Below are 17,892 nucleotides of genomic sequence, written 5' to 3' on the forward strand. Positions count from 1 at the left end.
TATTACCTTAATTCAAATATATTAAATTTAGAAAAATCATCTTCTCTCAGCCCCAATAATCTGAAAATATTCAAATATCGAGAGTGCATGAAAACAGACACGATTTTTTACACCTTATTCCAAACTCTTCCAGGTGTGTTATTTGAACTTTTGGAACAATCGCAAGCTTTAGCATTACACTACCAATTTACCTCAGTAGAAATCAAAGAACTAGCACGTCGTATCGATGGCTTATTCTTACCCAAACCTGAATTCACAGAAGACACAATCTATTTTGTTGAGGTACAGTTTCAGCGCGATGATGATATTTACTGGCGAATAATCACAGAAGCTTTCCTCTATATCAATCAATATAAACCTCAACGTCGCTGGCAAGCAGTATTAATTTTTGCTCAACGCAGTCTCGACCCAGGTATACCATTCATTTATCAAACATCATTAGCTCCACAGCAAATTCGTATAATTTATTTAGACGAATTAGATAATATACCATCATCTTCGATTGGACTAGGTGTAATTAAGTTAGTAGTTGCAGCAGAAGATCAAGCCGTACAGCAAGCGAAAAACTTGATAAAACAAGTACAACAAACGGATGAAGCTAACCGTAGCAATCTTTTAGAATTAGTAGAGAGAATGCTTATCTACAAATTTGTAAACAAAAGTCAGCAGGAGTTAGAAGCGATGTTTGGATTAACCGATTGGAGACAAACTAAATTTTACCAGGAAGTCAAGGAAGAAACAAAGCAAGAAGTAAAAGAGGAGGTTCGCGAAGAAACAAAGCTGGAGACTGTACCCCGTCTGCTTAGGTTTGGTTTAAGTATAGAGCAAATTGCTGAAGCATTAGAATTGGATGTTAAACAGGTACAACAAGCTATTGATAAGCAAGGAAAAGGGGGAACGGAAAGTAATTCGTAATTTAAGAGATTTCTTTAAAACCGTGTTTGATATTCCACGACTGCACGACTGTCATCAGTTAAGTTAGTGGAAGCACGCACACGAAATTCATTGTTTATCCGATAATTAATACCCCATTGGAAGGGATCGTTTGTTGTCAAAATTTTAATACTGGAAACGGATATTTGGGAAGAAATGTCAACCCCAGCCTCCGCTGCTAATTCTAAAGTTGAATTGCTTCTTCCAGCTTCAGGATTATCAGAAATAATGGTAGGAAATATCCGCAGTTCACTTAAGCCAAAGGTACTCCCAATCTGGTTAAAAGCTGACTGAAAATTATTGAATACAGCCGATCCGGCGATATTAATTAGACCCAAAGTACTGTCTGCACGTCCTTGGGTGTCTACAAATCCACCTCCCAAAAGAGCAACAATTTCGGTTTGACTACGTGATGGACTACTTGTTAATTCTAAATTTTCATTCAATTTGCTAGCTAAACCTTTGATAGTGGCTTCGACTCGAACACCCTCTAACGCTGATAAACCTGTGGAATTTACCCGGCCGAAGTCATTACTTTGAGTTACATCCAGTACTTTGGCAAATAGCCGAATATCTAAGTTGGGGTCGCGGGGTTGAGAAGGACTAAAAGTTGCAGTGTGTTTATAGCCACGAGCAAGGTTAAATTGGGTAGTAAATAAATTTACCCCTCCTTTTTCTAACTGGATGGTGCCATCGGGTATAGGCTGATTGATTGAGCCGTTAACTATAAGATTACCAGTGGCGCGGAAGTTGAGAATAGGGTCACGGGTAATTTGGACGTTTTTACCTAGTTCCAAATCTAAATTATTAAATCTGGCGTTAGTATTTCCCGTGCCATTTCCAATTTCAGATTTACTCTGCTTATTGGCTTTTGTGGGTGATACGCCAATACTACCATTCTCAGATGTCGTGGCATTGGTAGATTCTGCCAGCAATACTTTACCATCAAATAAATTTACTCTACCGCCAATTATGGGATTAAGGGCAGAACCAGTAATCTGCAAATTGCCACTAGCGCCTCCTTGGTAAAGTCCTTTAAGATTCAACGCTAGCTGCTGGAGATTAACAGTTAGGGGATTTTTGATAGTTACGTTCTCATTGTTGAAAATGGGAATTTCACCAGCAGCTTCTACCGTCCCACGGCTAAATCTACCTTGAAGATTTTCTACTAAGATACTGTCAAAATTAAACAGTACTCTACCTGTGACACCTCTGAGCTTACGTGGCAAAGCCTGGGCTGAAAAAGTAGCATTATTAATAGTAGCAATTCCATCTACTTGGGGTTTTTGTAATGTTCCCCGCACTTTCAGGTCTACTTCTCCTTCACCTTTCTCAAATACCACTTGATTAGTCAATGCGTTTAACAGTGCTAATCCCTCGTTTTCCAACTTCATATCTAAACTGATTTGATCGCTGTCTGGTGCGACGGAAGCAAAAGGCAATTTATAAGGGATACTGCCAGTAATATCAACGGGTTTTGGCCCAGCAACCGCTACAGTACTACCAAAGTTTAAGCGTCCGTTGGCATAGCTGAAACTTGCTATTGCTGACTCTATTTTCTTCTGATTTAGTATTCCTTCTGTGATTTGCAATTCCCCTCTAGCTTGGGGATTAGCAATACTACCTGCTAAAGCTGCTGTAGCGTTAAGATTACCCGTGATTCCAACTGGTAGTTTGACAACATTATTTAGTAGTTGTACTGGAAAATTATTCACCCGCAGCTGACCAGATTGTTCATCACCGCCAACGTTACCTGTGAACGCAATCAGTTTGTTTTGAGACTGGATTCGTAATGGTCGCAAACTCAAAACACCATTTTCAAAGTTGCCTTCAGCAATCACTTGATCGGCAGTATAAAAACGATTTTGTTCTTCCTTTTTACCCCAGGCAAAGTTTTGTCCATTCAAATTAAAATCCACTGATAATCCATTGGCTGTAGCTGTATTTACAGCCACTTCCCCATTGAAAGTCCCCTTTAAGTCTGCCAAATCTGGTATAGGAGTGGAATTAAGTCGCTGTTCTTCCTGTTCTGCCACCAATGCTTCAATTTCAGAAAACCGTTGGATTTGGGTTAATAAGGGTTCATTTGGCGTTCCTTGGGGGTTGGTAGTCAGATCCGCTGCTGTGCCGTAGATTTCTGCTGAACCACCTGGCAAATTTTGTAAATCAAATACCTGTGCTACAGCTAGAACATCTTGGATCTCACCATGCTTGACGTTCAGTTTACCTTGTAATTTAGGCCCTTTAGGGCTTTGAGCAAAAGTACCGACAAGGGCGTAGCTACTTTTTCCTTTGGCAAATTCGCTACTACTGAGTGTGGCTTTACCGTCACCGTAGCGGAATTGAGCAGCTATTCGATCGCCTTTAATCCGGCCAATTTGGGGATTAGCGATCGCTAAATTCCCCGTTGTTGCCAATGTCTGCTGATTAAACAGCAAATCCCCAGTTAACAATCCAGCTATCTTACCAGCACCCAGTCGAGTAATGGGTGGCGGAGTCAAATTCAATATTTGTAGGGGGAAATTTGCAAGTTTCAGTGCCCAATCATTCCCTTGGACATGACCTGTGGCTGATGCTTGCTGCCATTTGACTAAGAAAGATTTCGGGCGATTATTGGCATCTAAATTAAAGGATAAGCGATCGCTATTACCCGCCAAGTTCAAACTCAAACCGCGTCCCTGTGCTGAATCGATGTTTCCAGTTAACAACGGCTCAAAAGCAATATCTTGAACAATCAAGTCTCGTAAATTAATTTGCCCTACTACATTTGGCAAGGGCAGCTTACCAGTGATTTGACCATTAAAATCTACTCTCCCCGCCACAGCAACTTGATTAGGAAGATCGATCGGTAACTGTTTTAAGTTGTAATTCTGCGCCTGGACGTTGAGATTTAGGGCAGTAATTTCCGGTATACCTGCCTTTGTAGCATTGGCTAATATGTTACCAGTCACACTTAAACCGGGAGCAGTTGCTCGCTCAATGGTCAGTCTTTCACCACTCCAAGCGATCGCAGCACTCAAGGGTTGCTCAAGACCAGGGATACCTTGAGATAATTGCACCTGTCCAGCAGCACGCACATCAGCTAATTTGGACGATCCTAACGTGCCAGCTAATTGCAATCGACCGCCAAACTTACCCCGCAATTGCTGATTTAACCGATTTAATTCCACACCAGCAGCATCAACTACAGCTTGATAGCGACTATTAGCCAATTGGATATTAGAGGCTGCGATCGTTCCACCTGCAACATCCAGCCGTCCCTGACCGTTAGCTTGGATAGTTTGTGGTTGGAAGGATTCAACAGAACCCGCCACGTTTGCTTGACCAGTTAACGTCCCTCGAAACTGCGGTGGTACTGCTGCTAACTGCTGTAAAGGTACATTAGTTGCCTGAACTTGCGCCTGATATACACCATTACCCACTTGGATATTAGAGGCTGTAATAGTTCCACCCGCAACATTTACCCGCGCCTGACCGTTGGCTTGGATAGTTTGCGGTTTAAAAGAATCAACAGAACCTGTCACATTTACTTGACCAGTTAACGTCCCTCGAAATTGCGGTGGTACTGCTGCCAACTGCCGCACAGGTACATTAGTTGCCTGAACTTGTGCCTGGTATACACCATTAGCCACTTGGATATTAGAAGCTGTAATAGTTCCACCCGCAACATTTACCCGCGCCTGACCGTTGGCTTGAATAGTTTGTGGTTTAAAAGAATCAACAGAACCCGCTACGTCGAACTGACCAGTTAACGCCCCTTGAAACTGCTTTGGCACTGTTGCCAACTGTCGCACAGGCACATTTTTAGCCTGAACTTGTGCCTGGTATACACCATTCGCCACTTGAATATTAGAGGCTGTAACCGTACCGCCACCAATAGCAAGGCGGCCCTCACCACTGCCCCGGAAGGTTTTCAGGCTGAAATCATCTCTGCTACCTGCAATTTGGAACGTTCCCGCCAAAGGATTATTTAAAGCTGGGGGAGACTGTTTCAATATTTGTCCCAACCGTACACCATTAGCTACAAGTTGAGCCGAGAAGCTTTGGTCTTGTAGTTGGATATTAGAAACTGCAACTGTGCCGCCACCAATTTGAACTCCTGCACCATCACTGCGAATTGTGGCAATTTTAAATGGTGCTGTGCTGCCTGAGAGAATGAGACGACCATTGAACTGTGCCCCAGCCAAGGAGACATTTTGCAGTTGACTTTTGTTTACAAAGGGTTCTAATTTTACCCCAGAGGCAACAGCCACAGCTTGCCAACGCTCATTGGCATAACTACCAGTTGCCCTGACAGTACCACCACTGAGATTCAGAGCCACATTACGGAAAGAGACGGTGCGATTTGGAGCGATTGCAACTTCGCCTGTTCCGGGGTAAGTTCCATTGGGAGCTTGAAACTGTACCACAGTTTGGACATTGGTAGGAGCGCCAGTTAGTTGAGCTGTACCTAAGACATTGCCGATTTGAAAAGCGGGTGTTATTTCGTAGACTTTGGCGATCGCATCTCCTGGAACATTCTTGGCAGCGAAATTTAAATCCAGTTGCGGACTTTTACCAAGTTGAATTGTACCAGCACCCGTAATCTCACCACCAACTTTAGCTTTACCTTGAATATCTTTTAGGGTAATTAAAGAGGAACTAGTAGCAAGCTCAAACTTACTACTGATACTATTAAAATCAACTTTATCAATTCGGGCAGTTTGAATCGTGGCAACTGAGCCAGAGAGAATTGGCTCTTTTGTCGATCCAGTAATTTGCAAAGAAGCTTGTACTTGTCCAGCGATCGGTACAGGTAATTTTACCTTGAGAGTCTCCTGGGCATTCGCCAAACTCACCGCATTTACACGCGCTGCCAACTTCAAGCCTGCTTTGGTGTCGATGATTCCCGTAGCCACTAAAGGAATTTTGCCGTAGTTGCTAGTAACATTATTTAACTGCAACTCCGTTCCTTGGAAGTGGAGGTTTCCTTGGCTATTGCTCAACAGTTGCGGGACTTTGGGTATTTGCAGCGTTACCCCTTGTACAGTAGCGTTGCCAAACAACAAAGTTTGCTGTCCTGGTGTCAACCGAACCAACAAGTCGCCATTGGCTCGACCCGCCTGTAAGTTCACTGGTAACTTAATCAACCGAGTAATATTCTCAGCCAAAAAATCTTGTGCTTGCACCTGGAAGTTCCCTGCTAGCACCTTGGAGCGTGTCTCTCCCTGAATGGAAATATTACCACCACTGTCTGCTTGACCCCCGACTTCAAACCGTATCAACTGGTTGTTTGCTAAAAGTTGAGCAGAGCCGTTGAGTTGAGAAAATAGCACAGGCAAGTGCTGAGTATTGTTAGTGGTAGCAGGGCGTTTAGCCAATTCTGAATTAGAAGCTTGGTATTCTCCTTTGCCCCCCTGCTCCTCTGCCCCTCTGCTCCCCTGCCCCCCTGCCCCCCTGCCCCCCTGCCCCTCTGCTCCCTCATTTACCCCTACTCTCTTCTGCGGCATCAATGCCAGCTTGGCATTGCGAAACCGCAGATTTTCCAAATCGGTTTTAATGGCGGCCCCTACACCTGACGACGCTATAGTAGTGGAAACCCAGCGTCCTTGGTCATCTTGTTCAATGTAAATATCTGGGTTGACTAAGGTAACATCTAGCTTTAAATGGTGGTTAAAGATTAGTTGCAACAGATCAAAACCCACCTCTACAGATTCGACTGTGGCCCGATCTGGATCTGTGGGTGTGGGTGGGATAGTTGAAGCCCCAAACTGCACTCCCGTCAACGAAAATTGTGTAACTCTTCCCAGCTTTACCGGACGGTTGAGTGTAGTAGTGAGACTTTGTTGTGCCAAGGGTGTTAACTCTGTTTGAACAAAAGTCCACAACCGCCAAATACCGACAATAACTCCTAACAGTAAAAGTCCGCCCAAGGCAATGCTACCCCGACTCAACACCAGCAACCACAGACGCTTGCGATTAGGAGAAAGGTAGTAAGGATCTCGATCGGAATATTTAGTCATTTGCTTTCACTGTATTAATTGCCGGATGTCGCTGGCACACACAAGCATTAACTGGCACATTGGTTCGCTATGCCATTTCCAGGATACGCCAACTAAACCCAAGACCTCATTGGTTGAGTTACGGTATTTGCTCGATCCAATACTTATGCTTAATAATATTGGCGTTTTCAGGAAAATCTGAATAGAGTGAAAATTGTTCTTATGACTTTCCTTGAGGCACAATCTCGAACTTTAATATGAATAAACCTTAAAAAGGACAGATGATTACACCAATGCGTAAAATGATAATCATAATGTGTTTTAATAATTACAAGGTTATTCAATAACTAAATTACTAGATTTTACTAGAGGTTTACTAGATGTACTCAAAGCGTTCAAATACCAAGGGTTCTAATCGACTAGCTGATGTAAACATAAGTATTGACAAAGGTTCTCTACGTTTACAATTCAGCACAAGAGTAAGTCAGGAGTTCTACAGCAAGCGTCAAGCATATAAAGGATTAGGTAGGGCAGATACACCAGAAAATAGACAGTGGGCTAACGGCATAGCTAGACGAATACAAGCTGATATTGACCATCCAGACGGAGGACTATTCGACCCTACCCTTGCTAAGTACTTGGATATCAAGCCGATGCTAGCTACCGTCATTCAATTGCCAGGAGTTAAAACACTTCCAAAATTGGGTGACTTGTGGGAAAAATTTATGAATTATAAATTAAACACTCAGCAAATAACTGAATCAACTCACAGAACACTTTACCAAACTACTTATACAAACTTGCTTGCACCTTATCTCGATAAAGATTTCGGAGAAGAAACAGCAAATTTAATCATTAGTTCGCTGAACACAAAAAAAACTGGTAAATATTTAACTAAAACTTTGTATGGAACTTTGTCTACTCTTTCTCAATGGGCAATTAATAACAATTTAGGAGTGAATAGAGATTACTTTAGCGAAGTGAAAGACTCTTACAGAGTTCCTAAAAAATCAAAACAATTGCAAGAGGAAGAAGATTACAAAGCTTACAGTATAGAAGAACGAGACTTAATAATTCAAGCTTTCTACTTATCTGAGAAGGATGGTGAGAAAAAGATAGCGCCATTAATAGAGTTTTTGTTTCTTACTGGGTGCAGGCATGGTGAAGCGTTTGCTTTAAAATGGAAAGATATTAAGTTTGAAACTGGATGGATAGTTTTTGACGAAAGTTATTCTTATTCGCTAAAAAAATCTAAAACCACAAAAACGGAAGTAATCAGATGGTTTAAAATGAAAAACATGAATAGATTGATTAATTTATTAATCAATCTAAAAGGAGAAAGTAAGCAACCAGATGAATTAGTTTTTAGCAATAAAGGCACGTATTACGATTCACCTAAAATTAGAGTTGGTTGGAATCATAACAATCACAAAAACCAGCAAGGCAAATTTTATGAATATCCTGGGGTTGTTACTAGACTTGCGGAAAGGGGATTAATTCATGGCTACCTTAAGCCTTATTCAACCCGTCATACTTTTATTAGTATTCAAGCCAATAATGGCGCTGACTTAGGATTGTTGGCAGATAGTTGTGGGAATAGCGTAGATAATCTCATTAAATACTACCTTCAACCTGATAAAGAAAGAGTGTTAAGAGACATTTAAAAATGCGAATAGAGAGATGATCTACAAAGTTGTTAGATAATGGAATCTAATAACTCATAAATCCCCTAGCAGTAAGCACTTCAGGGGATTTTTTGTGTATGCCATTGACCAAAATAATCGATTAATGATTAAAATCAGTTTTATTTTTAAAAGCAATATTGCTAAAAGCTATATATACCAATGGTTTCAGGAAAATCAAAGTCACTCCAGGGCACTAAATAGCACACATCCCTTGACATTCATCAGCAAATAGGTCATTTTCACCTTTAAATTGCACTTCTCTCAACGGCACACACGACCGATGCAAGTAACACTTTGAAGTGCTTGCATCACGCCATAGCATTGTTTCCCTAATTTTTTCATCTACCAAACAAGCATTTTCAAATTCATCAGGACTATCACGCTTAAGCTCCAACCAATTAGCATCACTTTGATACGGGCACATAAAGCATCGTGACTTAGTTGGCGTCCACTTCCACCTTAAGCAATAATCAACACATCTATCTCTATCCCAACCTAATTCTACAAGTGGATATCGAGTAACAAAAGCAGTGCCTTCACTAATTTTAATTCTCTCCGGTTCATCAATTGATATGCCGAGCCATTGAGAAATTGTTGGAACCATTAGCTTTACATTAGTCAACTTAAAAGCTTCTCTGCAAGCTTTTTGAATAGCACGAATTTTATACTCACTTGTACATTGTCGTTTTGCCATTCCGATATTACCGTCAATTTGTTTAATAAAAAACGGAAACAAAGGATTGAAATCGCCACTAGTATATTGTCTCTCTAAAATATTCCCATTACTTACAACCTCAATCTTAAAAGCTATGCTTTTAAAAGATTGCATATATTCAACTGCTTTATAAGTATTTTGAGTTTCCGCCCCAGTATCAGCGAAGTAAACCTTATCCGGTAACTCTCCCATTACCTCTAATAATCTCCAAGGTTCATATATTAACATTAGATAAATCGCTGATGATTGAACACCACCACCAAAAGACAAAGCGCAATATGGTAATTTACCTAACATTTTCAACCTCAGAAAAGTCTAAATAATATTCTTTTCCTACCTCAAAATAATTCACATTATTAGAATCATCAATCATCAATTCAATTTTTCCGGTTGGTGTAATTTTCCAAAACTTTCTATCCTCTTCATCCTGTCCCATTGCTGGATGTAATTCCACTTTAACACTAGGGATACCAGCGTATCGCGTTAAGCTAGTCACTTCAAACTTACATCTCATTCCCTTACCTCTAAAGTTATCCAATAAGTTATCTAACAACTTTCAACTAATCTTGTCTATTTCTAATTACAAAAGATTCATGTTTTCTCAAGAATCCTTGTACTTCTTTCACATCTATTTTCAACTCTTTTAATTCATTATCCCATCGCTCACACTTATGGTCGATTTTTTGATCCATTTGTCCAAATAAAAACTGTACAGCCTCCTTTCTATTTTCAAAATTCATCAAATGAACACCTAACATTTTATCATGTGCATTAAACTCTGTTTGCAAAAGTTTAACTTGCTGAATCACTTTTTCGTGTCCTTCTGTACTACAATGATTTTTCAAGTCATCTTTTAAATCTCTAATATCTGAAGCAATTTTATTGAAATTAGATACCAACTTAATCCCTACTCCTGCAAGTAGTGAAACACTAACTAATATTCCTAAAAAAATGCCAGTTGATTCCAAACTTATTGCAATAGATGGTGATTGTGGAGTAGCAGCAATAATTTTTATATTATTATTCACTTAATCTCCTCCATCGAAAATATCTTCTAATACCAACTCAAAGAAATTAGTACTATCAGCTTTTGCTTGTTCATTTTCAGTGTCAGCAACAACAGGAACAGGTATTTCTAAACCTGGTTTGTAATGTACTACTTTACCCTCTTTATCTTTAACAGGATGTCCATATTCATCTTTCGGGTCTTCTTGTGCAATCTCACGCTTTAAATCAGCAACGCTACTGTTAATACCTCCGAGTGCTTCTTTGATTGCTATCGGTATAGCCACAACCATTGCAATAGCTTGAGCTTTTTCCTCTGCAATAGTTAAATATTCAAAAAACTTACCTTTAAGATTAGGTTGAGGATTCATAAATTTGTAAGCTTTTTCTCCAACAGCGCCCCACTTTTTAAGAGCATTTCCAATTGCTGCTACATTACCAGCTACTACTTCCAAGCCTGCGGTAATTACTGCACCTAAATTAGAAATACTATTAAAAACATTGCTTGTCGCTTGATAAATTCTATTAGCTTTTTGCCAATCTTCACTTAATGTTTTATAGTTTTCTTCGCCAATGGCATCTGCAATTACTAAATGAACAAGTTTACCAAGTGATTCACTAAAATTTATAGGTGTACCATCCAAGCCTTTAGGCAAAATAAACCCTGTGACTTGGTTAATGATTGCAATTAAAGTTTGACCTAAATTATTGCTTAACATCAATGCATTGTGTATTGTTGCTGCAAAAGTCATCACATTGACTACTTTATCTAAATAACTATTTTGAGCAATGCTTGTAACTAATCCGCTAATTCCGCCTGTAACTTGTTGACCTAATTTGTTATTAATAACAGTTAGTAATGCTGTATTCGCACCACCAATGACAGAACTTGAAATACTCGCAACAGAAGCTAAACCACTTGTGATACTAGCTTTTATTCCTGCAATTGCACCGCCTAAAATACTTCTTGTTTCTTGATGTTGTTGAATTATTAACGCTCTCAAACTTGCTTCTTGTGTTGAATTCATGCCATCTACTCCGTTCTTTCCTGGTAAACCGTTTCTACCATTTAAACCATTCTGCCCGTCCCGTCCATCTCTACCAGGAACCCCAGGCACTTGAATGATTGTTACAACTCCGTCTTTTCCGGGAATTCCTTGCACCCCTTTCTCTCCTCTTAGTCCAGGAATACCCGGACGTAACCTTAATAATTGGATCAAAGAAAGTGCAGTAAGACCTATGCCGAGAGCTTGCCCACCTTTTTCTAAAGCAGTTCCCGCTAAATTACCAGCTTTTCCTGCCAATGATGTTGCCTTATTCGCTGTTATTTGTGATTCTGTAGCTTTTTGAAATGCAATAGTAGCATTTTCATTTGCAATCGCTGCATTTCTTACCGCGCCATCAGCAGTTAATTGTGCTTGTTTTGCATTATTGTTTGCTGTTTGTGCAAAGTTTTCAGCACGAGTCGCTGTTACTTGCGCTGCTTTAGCTTGAAATTTTGCAGCTTCACCAATGCCTTTGGCATCAAGTGCAACGTTCTTGACTTCGGCGATCAGCGCTTCATTGCGTCCGATGCGGTTTTGTAATCCAAGTAATTTACCAAGAATGCCTGATACACTAGCGCTCAAAAACTGTAACTCACGCTCTACCGCGTCAATACGTCCACCCAACACATTTAGTGTCGCAAGCTGTTCTATTAGCGTCGCAATTGCGCCAATAATTTGAAATATCTCCAGTATCCTACCCGCTAATCGCCCAGTAGCAGCTAACGCTTCACTGCTAATTCCTACTGCTTTTGCAGCATTTGTTATTGCTGTGGCTGTTTTTGCTTCCAGCACTCCTATAGCTCGTCCCAACCCATCAATGCGACTCCCGATACCATTAACTACACCGCGCAATCCAGAAACCTCAACAGATGTATTTAAAGAAACTTTGACTGCTTCTGATGCTGTAACTACTGCTGACTTTGAACTACCAACTGCTTCCACTGACCTATTGACAGCGTTACCCGCTTTAAAATCTGCTTGATTTGCTATTCCTGCTGCTAATCTAGAATCTAATGCTGCTTGTCTTGAAATGTCGAGTGAATTAGCAGCTTTTCTTTCAGCAGTAAAAGCTTTATTTTGAGCATTATAAGCTTCATCTAAAGCTTTATTTGCTATATTCGCGGATGTACCTGCATGACTAAAAGCATTTTTAGCATCTATATCAGCTTGACTTGCCACAGAGATGGATCTATTTGCCTTTATCTGCGCAACTTCCGCCTCTCCTCTAGCCTTAATAGTTTCCTGATTACTGTAATTAGCCGTATTTTTAGCACTATTCGCAGTACCATTAGCTGTATTAGCTGTGCTATTTGCATTGTTAGCAATTTTTAACGCTGTATTGGCTGTACCAGCAGAATTATTAATCACCGCTTGCATTTGTCGCAAAGTAGACTCAAATGTTGTTGTTTTATATGCAATATTATTTGTAGTAATTGTTGCAGCTTCAAGCTTATAAGTAATTTCATTAATCTTAGGGTTTAAAACATTTTGAACAATTGTTTTAACTTGCGATTCTGATAATGTTTTTAATCCCACTATTTCTGCTCTTAATGCTGCAATCTCAGCCGCTAAACTTTCGCAAGTACTAACCATAATTTTTTACTCTTAAATTATTTGTAATATCTCTAATACTTCTAGCTGTAGCATTGCAGTTTAAACAACAATAACCAGGGTATTCAGATATTTCACATTTACAAAATCCTTCTGGACAATCATCACCACAAGCTACAGTATATTTAATAGGACATTCACTAGTTTTGCTAAAAATACGTCCCATAGAATCTATTATTTGAATTGTGCATTTGTCAGTATTTCCTTTTAGTCCTATACCAACAGTTCCGCCATTCCATTGTCTCTCAAAATTGCTATAACCCAATTCAGGAATTGACATTATATGAGCGTTAGTGCATACATCTAAGCGTGCTGTTTCTATTAAAGTTAGCGTTTGATTTGGAGTTGCAGTTCCTACCAACAACTCATAATAAGTTGATGGACAATCAGGGTAACTTGGAGCAATAAATACAATTCCATAAAGCCATATTTCAACACTTGTCCAGTCATTTGGAACTTTAACACTTTTCCCGCATTTCAATAAATTATTGCTACCAGGAGTTATTGTAGTTACATTTACGCCTGATTCAGATTGATAAATTTGTTTTTGTTGACTATTAAACTGAAATTCGACTGTTGATTTTTGATTAACACAATAACTAATTGTTGTCATATTTTTTTTATATTTAATAAAGCGTAAATCTCAGGTGAGCCATCACTCACGCTACCACCAAAATTATATTGGCTAATGACACTTGCTGGTTTTGCCCAGTACTGTATTGCTAAATATTTATTTTCTTCTATAGTAAATTTTCCTTTTATCGGCATTTGTAAAGCCGCTCCATTAGTAGAAGCTTGAAAGTAAGCGTTTATTCCATACAAAAAAGTTACATCGTCGGTTGTGTTTTGAAGTCGTAATTTAATATCAGACATTGCATAAAAAGTAAAATCACCTTCTAACTCATAAGTTCCAGACGGTAATTTAAATAAATTATTTTTAAGCACAACTAAACCTGTATCATCATATTGAATAGTATTAATTATTCGTGTAGACCATTGAGAAGTAACAGCAAAACCACCATTTGTCCCTGATGGCTTTTTGTCTAGTAATTGAATAAACGCTGAGTTAGAGCTATTGTTAAAAACACCTTTTAAAAAGTTTTTTCTAGTGATATGGTTAGTTACTCCATCTGCTTGCTGAATAGGAAGAATATCGTTATTATTCGGCTCTAACTTTTCAATCCCTAAATCTTTAATCTGCGACATAGTTGAAAATTATAATTTGATTAAGCAAGTAATAAAAATTTCCTCTTTTAATCTGAGAAGGATTCCAAACAACCAATTTCAAAAACTCAAAGGAATTAGAATTATCAAATTCAATTGGTTGCTTGTTTTCATCTGTTATTACATTATTATTTTCGTCTGTAATATCTCCTTTAAAATTAGATAATGCAGTTAATAAGATTGCTATTAGAAGACTTTCAGTAGTGTTATTCACTACCGGAATTAGCTTAACTAAAGAAGCTTTAGTGATTACTAAAGCGTGTTCATTTTGAAAAGCTCCATCACCAAATATTTGACTAAGAGAAAGAGTATTCATTTAATAATTGTTTGGATCAATAATCGAAGCATCGTCTGGTCTAGCCAAACTAACAGTTAATTGGTCAACTCGATAACCGTCATTGTTAGTGCCTCTAAATACAAACTGTGCGAATCCTCCCTCAACATAAAGACTTTGGTCTATGTTTGTATCAAAAGTAGTTCTCATTAGTCCATCTTTAGCCTTTAACAAAATTCCAGTAAGCAAACTTTCAGCCGTATTTGTAGCTGATGGAGTTAGACGCGGTAAATTGACTTTTAAAATTGTAATCGTAGTAGCGTCTTGAGTTGTACCAGTTCCAAAAACTTGCACTAAAGTTGGTTCTGCCATGTTTTCCTTGTTTATTGATAGTTATCAGAGAAATTATCTAATAACTTTGAATATCCTTCCTTTTATAGTGTAAGTATAATATATAAAATATTACATTTACAATATTAATCAAATGACTACTATAGCTCCAGCCCCACCACCGGACGATAAATTACCTGATAACTTTAATCCCTTTGAACATTTACAAAAAATTTACATCCCTCAACACAATGTACTTGTAAAAAATTATTTTAGTGATTTAGGTAATGATTGGAAGCCTAATATTGCAAGTCCTAGAAGTGCCTTAAGAGTTGCTTGCACAATGGTTGATAGCGATAATCAACTGATGATGAGCTTAAGACATCATCTATTATTTGACTTGTTAGGTTATGGAAGAAAAAATTTATTAGTTTATTATGGTTCCCAAGAAGCTATAGAACCTCCGGTTATTGGACATCCTAAAATAGTATTTTATTTTTCACAAGATTCTGAAGCTGTTGCTGTTGGACAGGCTCGTAAAGCAGATGCCGAGTATAGTGTTAGATTAATGGAATTAGAAAATACATCTATTAATTTAAAAACTAAATTAATAGAAATAGCTAAAGAAATAAAAACACAATTTGTAGAATCCAAACGAGGGATAATTTTAACTAAAGGAAAATTAGGAGTAATTTACAAAGACCCTAAAAATGGTTTTGCAAATGGTCGTAGAATACTCGCCAATACTGAAGGTGACGCTGTTGATATTTATAAAAGAATTTGCAATGTTGTGGACGTACCTTTTGATGAAGAAAAAATAACTTTAAGTACTCCTAAAAAAAATAGTACTGTCGGTGAAGTTACTAAAACTCAAGTTGTTTTAGGTAAAACCAAAAAAGTAAAAGCTTATCGTAGGGTAAGCAATGTTCGTTTTCGTTATGCATATTGTTTAATTCCCGGCGAACCACAACCATTGTTTTTGGTTGATACTACTTTTCGTTATCGGGCATTAGTTGATATCTAACAAAATAAATAAAATCGGAAACATATAAACTTTCCTCAGAAAAATAAGGTGTAAATGCTTGCTATGGTTGAGAAGTAATTAATAAGACTTAAAAAATATGTCACGTCGCAAAAGTGCGGTTGAACTAGAAGAATTAGCCAAAATTAAGCGTGCTCAAGCTGCTGCAAAATTAGCAGAAAAGCAAGCAAATCCTAAACCGTACACTCCAAAATTAGATACAGATTACATACAAGCTTATTATCGCGACCCTCTTGATATAACTCGTGTATTTAAAGTAAAAATTCCTGAAGGAACTGTAACCCTGTGGGGTGGACTTATTGCCGCTGGATTAACTGCTGCTGCCCCTGCCAATACTGCTGTGATTGAAATTACTAAAGGAAGTAAGCTACCAATTGTTAAGGTGCGCTGGTTTTATGGTGATGATACCGCTATTGTAGTTCCGGCAACTACCGCACATGGTCGGTGGATAAAGTTTTACGATAAAAAAAACGGGCAAGCTCATCACCAAATACCATTTGTAGAAACAGGTGCAACACCTGATTTAGCAACCACAATCACAGCTTTCTATTCCAAGTTAAATACCCAAGGAGAGACAGATAAAATAATCGGTACGCGAGGAAGGGCGGATTTAGTAATCGGATACGGTAATCAATATGTGACTCTAGCAAGAGTATCGGTGTAATTATCAACATGGTTGCAACAATTGTCGATCAGTTGGGAACATGGGAACAGTTAGGAGAAGTCACACTTTCAAATGAGTGGCAATTGTTCCCATTTTCTACCTTAAGTGAAATTTTCAGGATTAAAACCACTATTTTAAATCAGCAAGACTGGGACAAATTAAAAATCAGGAGTGGTGCTTACATTAGTTTTTTCTATTCAGACAGTAGTCAGTCTCCAAATATTTATATTCCAGTGTCTACCCATTCTATTATTCGAGAACTTCCAGTACCTAAAGAATTTCAAGATTCAGTTTCTATTAGTCGAGCTATCGCTTGTATTTTTTCACATAGATTAATTAATCGTTATTCTTTAAGTTCTTTTGCGCAATGGAAACTTAAACTTGAAGCGCTAGCTTAAACAGTAAAATTTAAAACTTTTATTCTTCCATCACAAGCATTGAGTTCTTTACACTCAATGCTTTTTCTATTAGCTCGGTATATAAGGCAATAATGCAAACATACTCTTCGTAAAACTACACATAAACTTCATACAAAATTCGTAATTTACGTACATATACGCATTTGTAACGGACTATTACAATTACTTGCGTAATCGCTTGTCAAAAAAAACAAGTACTATGCTGAATTTATTGAAGAACTACCGCAAAAACAAGGACAAAAAATGAAAGTTGCTAAAAATGATGGAAGAAAAGCACTAGTATCTCAGTTAAGACACGTAGGGTTAGAGTTGAACTCACTCGCTACTGAGGTAGAACAATTAGGACAACTACCTAAAGTAGAATCACGGATAAAAGATTTGCCAGCAATGATTAGCATCATGAAAAATGCTGCATGGGAATTGCAACAAAATAGGTTTGAAAAAGCTTTAGAAATATTAGAGGAAATCAACTCTGGCATTGGACAAGAGAAACTTGACGAGTTACAAGTTTCCTGACCTAATCTTTATAGTTATTAGAGAAGTTCTCTAATAACTATTCACACAAAGGATAGAGACATGGAAGAAAAGTGTATTTACTGGACTAATCTTTACGGTAATCCTTATCGCTTTGGATTACACCCGTCAATGCTAACCCCCGAAGGTTATCAGTTAAAGCTGAACACAAAAATCAGGGGACAAAGCAAGCGCGAAACTAGCGCGGTGATTGTAACTTTTGACGAAAATTATGTAATCAGTTTTCTTTCACAAACGCTAGGAAAGTTACAGTTAGGGAATTACAATGAATGGCAGAAAATTATCTCCAAAGCCTATTTGCAGTGCAAGCAACGGAAGGAGCAAGTACAACAGTAAGCCGTTCTGGATTAATCCGACTACTGGAGAAATTTTTCCGGCTGGTTCTACCCTTTCTGTAACTCAAAAAAAGAAACTGCAATTTTGGGACAG

16 protein-coding genes are annotated in these 17,892 nt (G+C 38.4%); 7 read left to right on the forward strand and 9 right to left on the reverse strand.

Annotated elements, in window-relative coordinates; genetic code table 11:
- Nucleotides 1-87: 87 nt before the first annotated feature.
- Nucleotides 88-915, forward strand: a complete 828-nt coding sequence (locus V7K41_RS22545) for an Rpn family recombination-promoting nuclease/putative transposase (RefSeq protein WP_334851794.1) — start codon at nt 88-90, stop codon at nt 913-915.
- 14 nt (nt 916-929) lie between these two features.
- Here the strand turns inward: V7K41_RS22545 and V7K41_RS22550 are convergent, their stop codons facing one another.
- Nucleotides 930-6,935 (reverse strand): translocation/assembly module TamB domain-containing protein, encoded by a 6,006-nt coding sequence (locus V7K41_RS22550; RefSeq protein ID WP_334851795.1) that lies wholly within the window; start codon nt 6,933-6,935, stop codon nt 930-932.
- A 359-nt stretch (nt 6,936-7,294) separates the two neighbouring features.
- Between V7K41_RS22550 and V7K41_RS22555 the strand changes: the two genes are divergently transcribed.
- Nucleotides 7,295-8,578, forward strand: a complete 1,284-nt coding sequence (locus V7K41_RS22555) for a tyrosine-type recombinase/integrase (protein WP_334851797.1) — start codon at nt 7,295-7,297, stop codon at nt 8,576-8,578.
- A 214-nt stretch (nt 8,579-8,792) separates the two neighbouring features.
- On the opposite strand, the gene V7K41_RS22560 is transcribed toward V7K41_RS22555, so the two are convergent.
- Genes V7K41_RS22560 through V7K41_RS22595 form a run of 8 tightly spaced genes read right to left on the reverse strand, consistent with a single transcriptional unit; the run spans nt 8,793 to nt 14,846 of the window.
- Nucleotides 8,793-9,611 carry a hypothetical protein gene (locus V7K41_RS22560; RefSeq protein ID WP_334851799.1) on the reverse strand — a complete coding sequence of 273 codons (819 nt, stop codon included), beginning with the start codon at nt 9,609-9,611 and terminating at the stop codon, nt 8,793-8,795.
- Nucleotides 9,601-9,828 carry a hypothetical protein gene (locus tag V7K41_RS22565; protein ID WP_334851801.1) on the reverse strand — a complete coding sequence of 76 codons (228 nt, stop codon included), beginning with the start codon at nt 9,826-9,828 and terminating at the stop codon, nt 9,601-9,603. Before V7K41_RS22565 ends, V7K41_RS22560 begins: the two co-directional genes overlap by 11 nt.
- A gap of 46 nt (nt 9,829-9,874) precedes the next feature.
- A complete protein-coding gene (locus V7K41_RS22570; RefSeq protein ID WP_334851803.1) occupies nt 9,875-10,342 on the reverse strand; it encodes a hypothetical protein in 468 nt (155 codons plus the stop codon).
- On the reverse strand, nt 10,343-12,901 hold the full coding sequence (locus tag V7K41_RS22575) for a hypothetical protein (protein ID WP_334851804.1): 2,559 nt from the start codon (nt 12,899-12,901) through the stop codon (nt 10,343-10,345).
- Nucleotides 12,902-12,950: 49 nt separating this feature from the next.
- Nucleotides 12,951-13,589 (reverse strand): hypothetical protein, encoded by a 639-nt coding sequence (locus tag V7K41_RS22580; RefSeq protein ID WP_334851806.1) that lies wholly within the window; start codon nt 13,587-13,589, stop codon nt 12,951-12,953.
- Nucleotides 13,586-14,182, reverse strand: a complete 597-nt coding sequence (locus tag V7K41_RS22585; protein ID WP_334851807.1) for a hypothetical protein — start codon at nt 14,180-14,182, stop codon at nt 13,586-13,588. Before V7K41_RS22585 ends, V7K41_RS22580 begins: the two co-directional genes overlap by 4 nt.
- Nucleotides 14,169-14,516, reverse strand: a complete 348-nt coding sequence (locus tag V7K41_RS22590) for a hypothetical protein (RefSeq protein WP_334851809.1) — start codon at nt 14,514-14,516, stop codon at nt 14,169-14,171. The genes V7K41_RS22585 and V7K41_RS22590 overlap by 14 nt, the downstream gene beginning before the upstream one ends.
- Nucleotides 14,517-14,846 carry a hypothetical protein gene (locus tag V7K41_RS22595; protein ID WP_334851811.1) on the reverse strand — a complete coding sequence of 110 codons (330 nt, stop codon included), beginning with the start codon at nt 14,844-14,846 and terminating at the stop codon, nt 14,517-14,519.
- A 112-nt stretch (nt 14,847-14,958) separates the two neighbouring features.
- Between V7K41_RS22595 and V7K41_RS22600 the strand changes: the two genes are divergently transcribed.
- From V7K41_RS22600 to V7K41_RS22620, 5 genes are all read left to right on the forward strand, one after another.
- The gene (locus V7K41_RS22600; RefSeq protein WP_334851813.1) at nt 14,959-15,828 is read left to right on the forward strand and encodes a hypothetical protein; all 870 of its coding nucleotides are present in this window, start codon (nt 14,959-14,961) and stop codon (nt 15,826-15,828) included.
- A gap of 97 nt (nt 15,829-15,925) precedes the next feature.
- Nucleotides 15,926-16,510: a hypothetical protein gene (locus tag V7K41_RS22605; RefSeq protein WP_334851815.1), complete on the forward strand. Its 585-nt coding sequence runs from the start codon at nt 15,926-15,928 to the stop codon at nt 16,508-16,510.
- Between the two features lie 8 nt (nt 16,511-16,518).
- Nucleotides 16,519-16,908 (forward strand): hypothetical protein, encoded by a 390-nt coding sequence (locus tag V7K41_RS22610; protein WP_334851816.1) that lies wholly within the window; start codon nt 16,519-16,521, stop codon nt 16,906-16,908.
- 264 nt (nt 16,909-17,172) lie between these two features.
- Nucleotides 17,173-17,445 carry a hypothetical protein gene (locus tag V7K41_RS22615; RefSeq protein ID WP_334851818.1) on the forward strand — a complete coding sequence of 91 codons (273 nt, stop codon included), beginning with the start codon at nt 17,173-17,175 and terminating at the stop codon, nt 17,443-17,445.
- 60 nt (nt 17,446-17,505) lie between these two features.
- On the forward strand, nt 17,506-17,799 hold the full coding sequence (locus V7K41_RS22620; protein WP_334851820.1) for a hypothetical protein: 294 nt from the start codon (nt 17,506-17,508) through the stop codon (nt 17,797-17,799).
- Nucleotides 17,800-17,892: the final 93 nt, after the last annotated feature.

Source organism: Nostoc sp. (genome assembly GCF_036917415.1).
In the GTDB taxonomy this organism is placed as follows: Bacteria; Cyanobacteriota; Cyanobacteriia; order Cyanobacteriales; family Nostocaceae; genus Nostoc.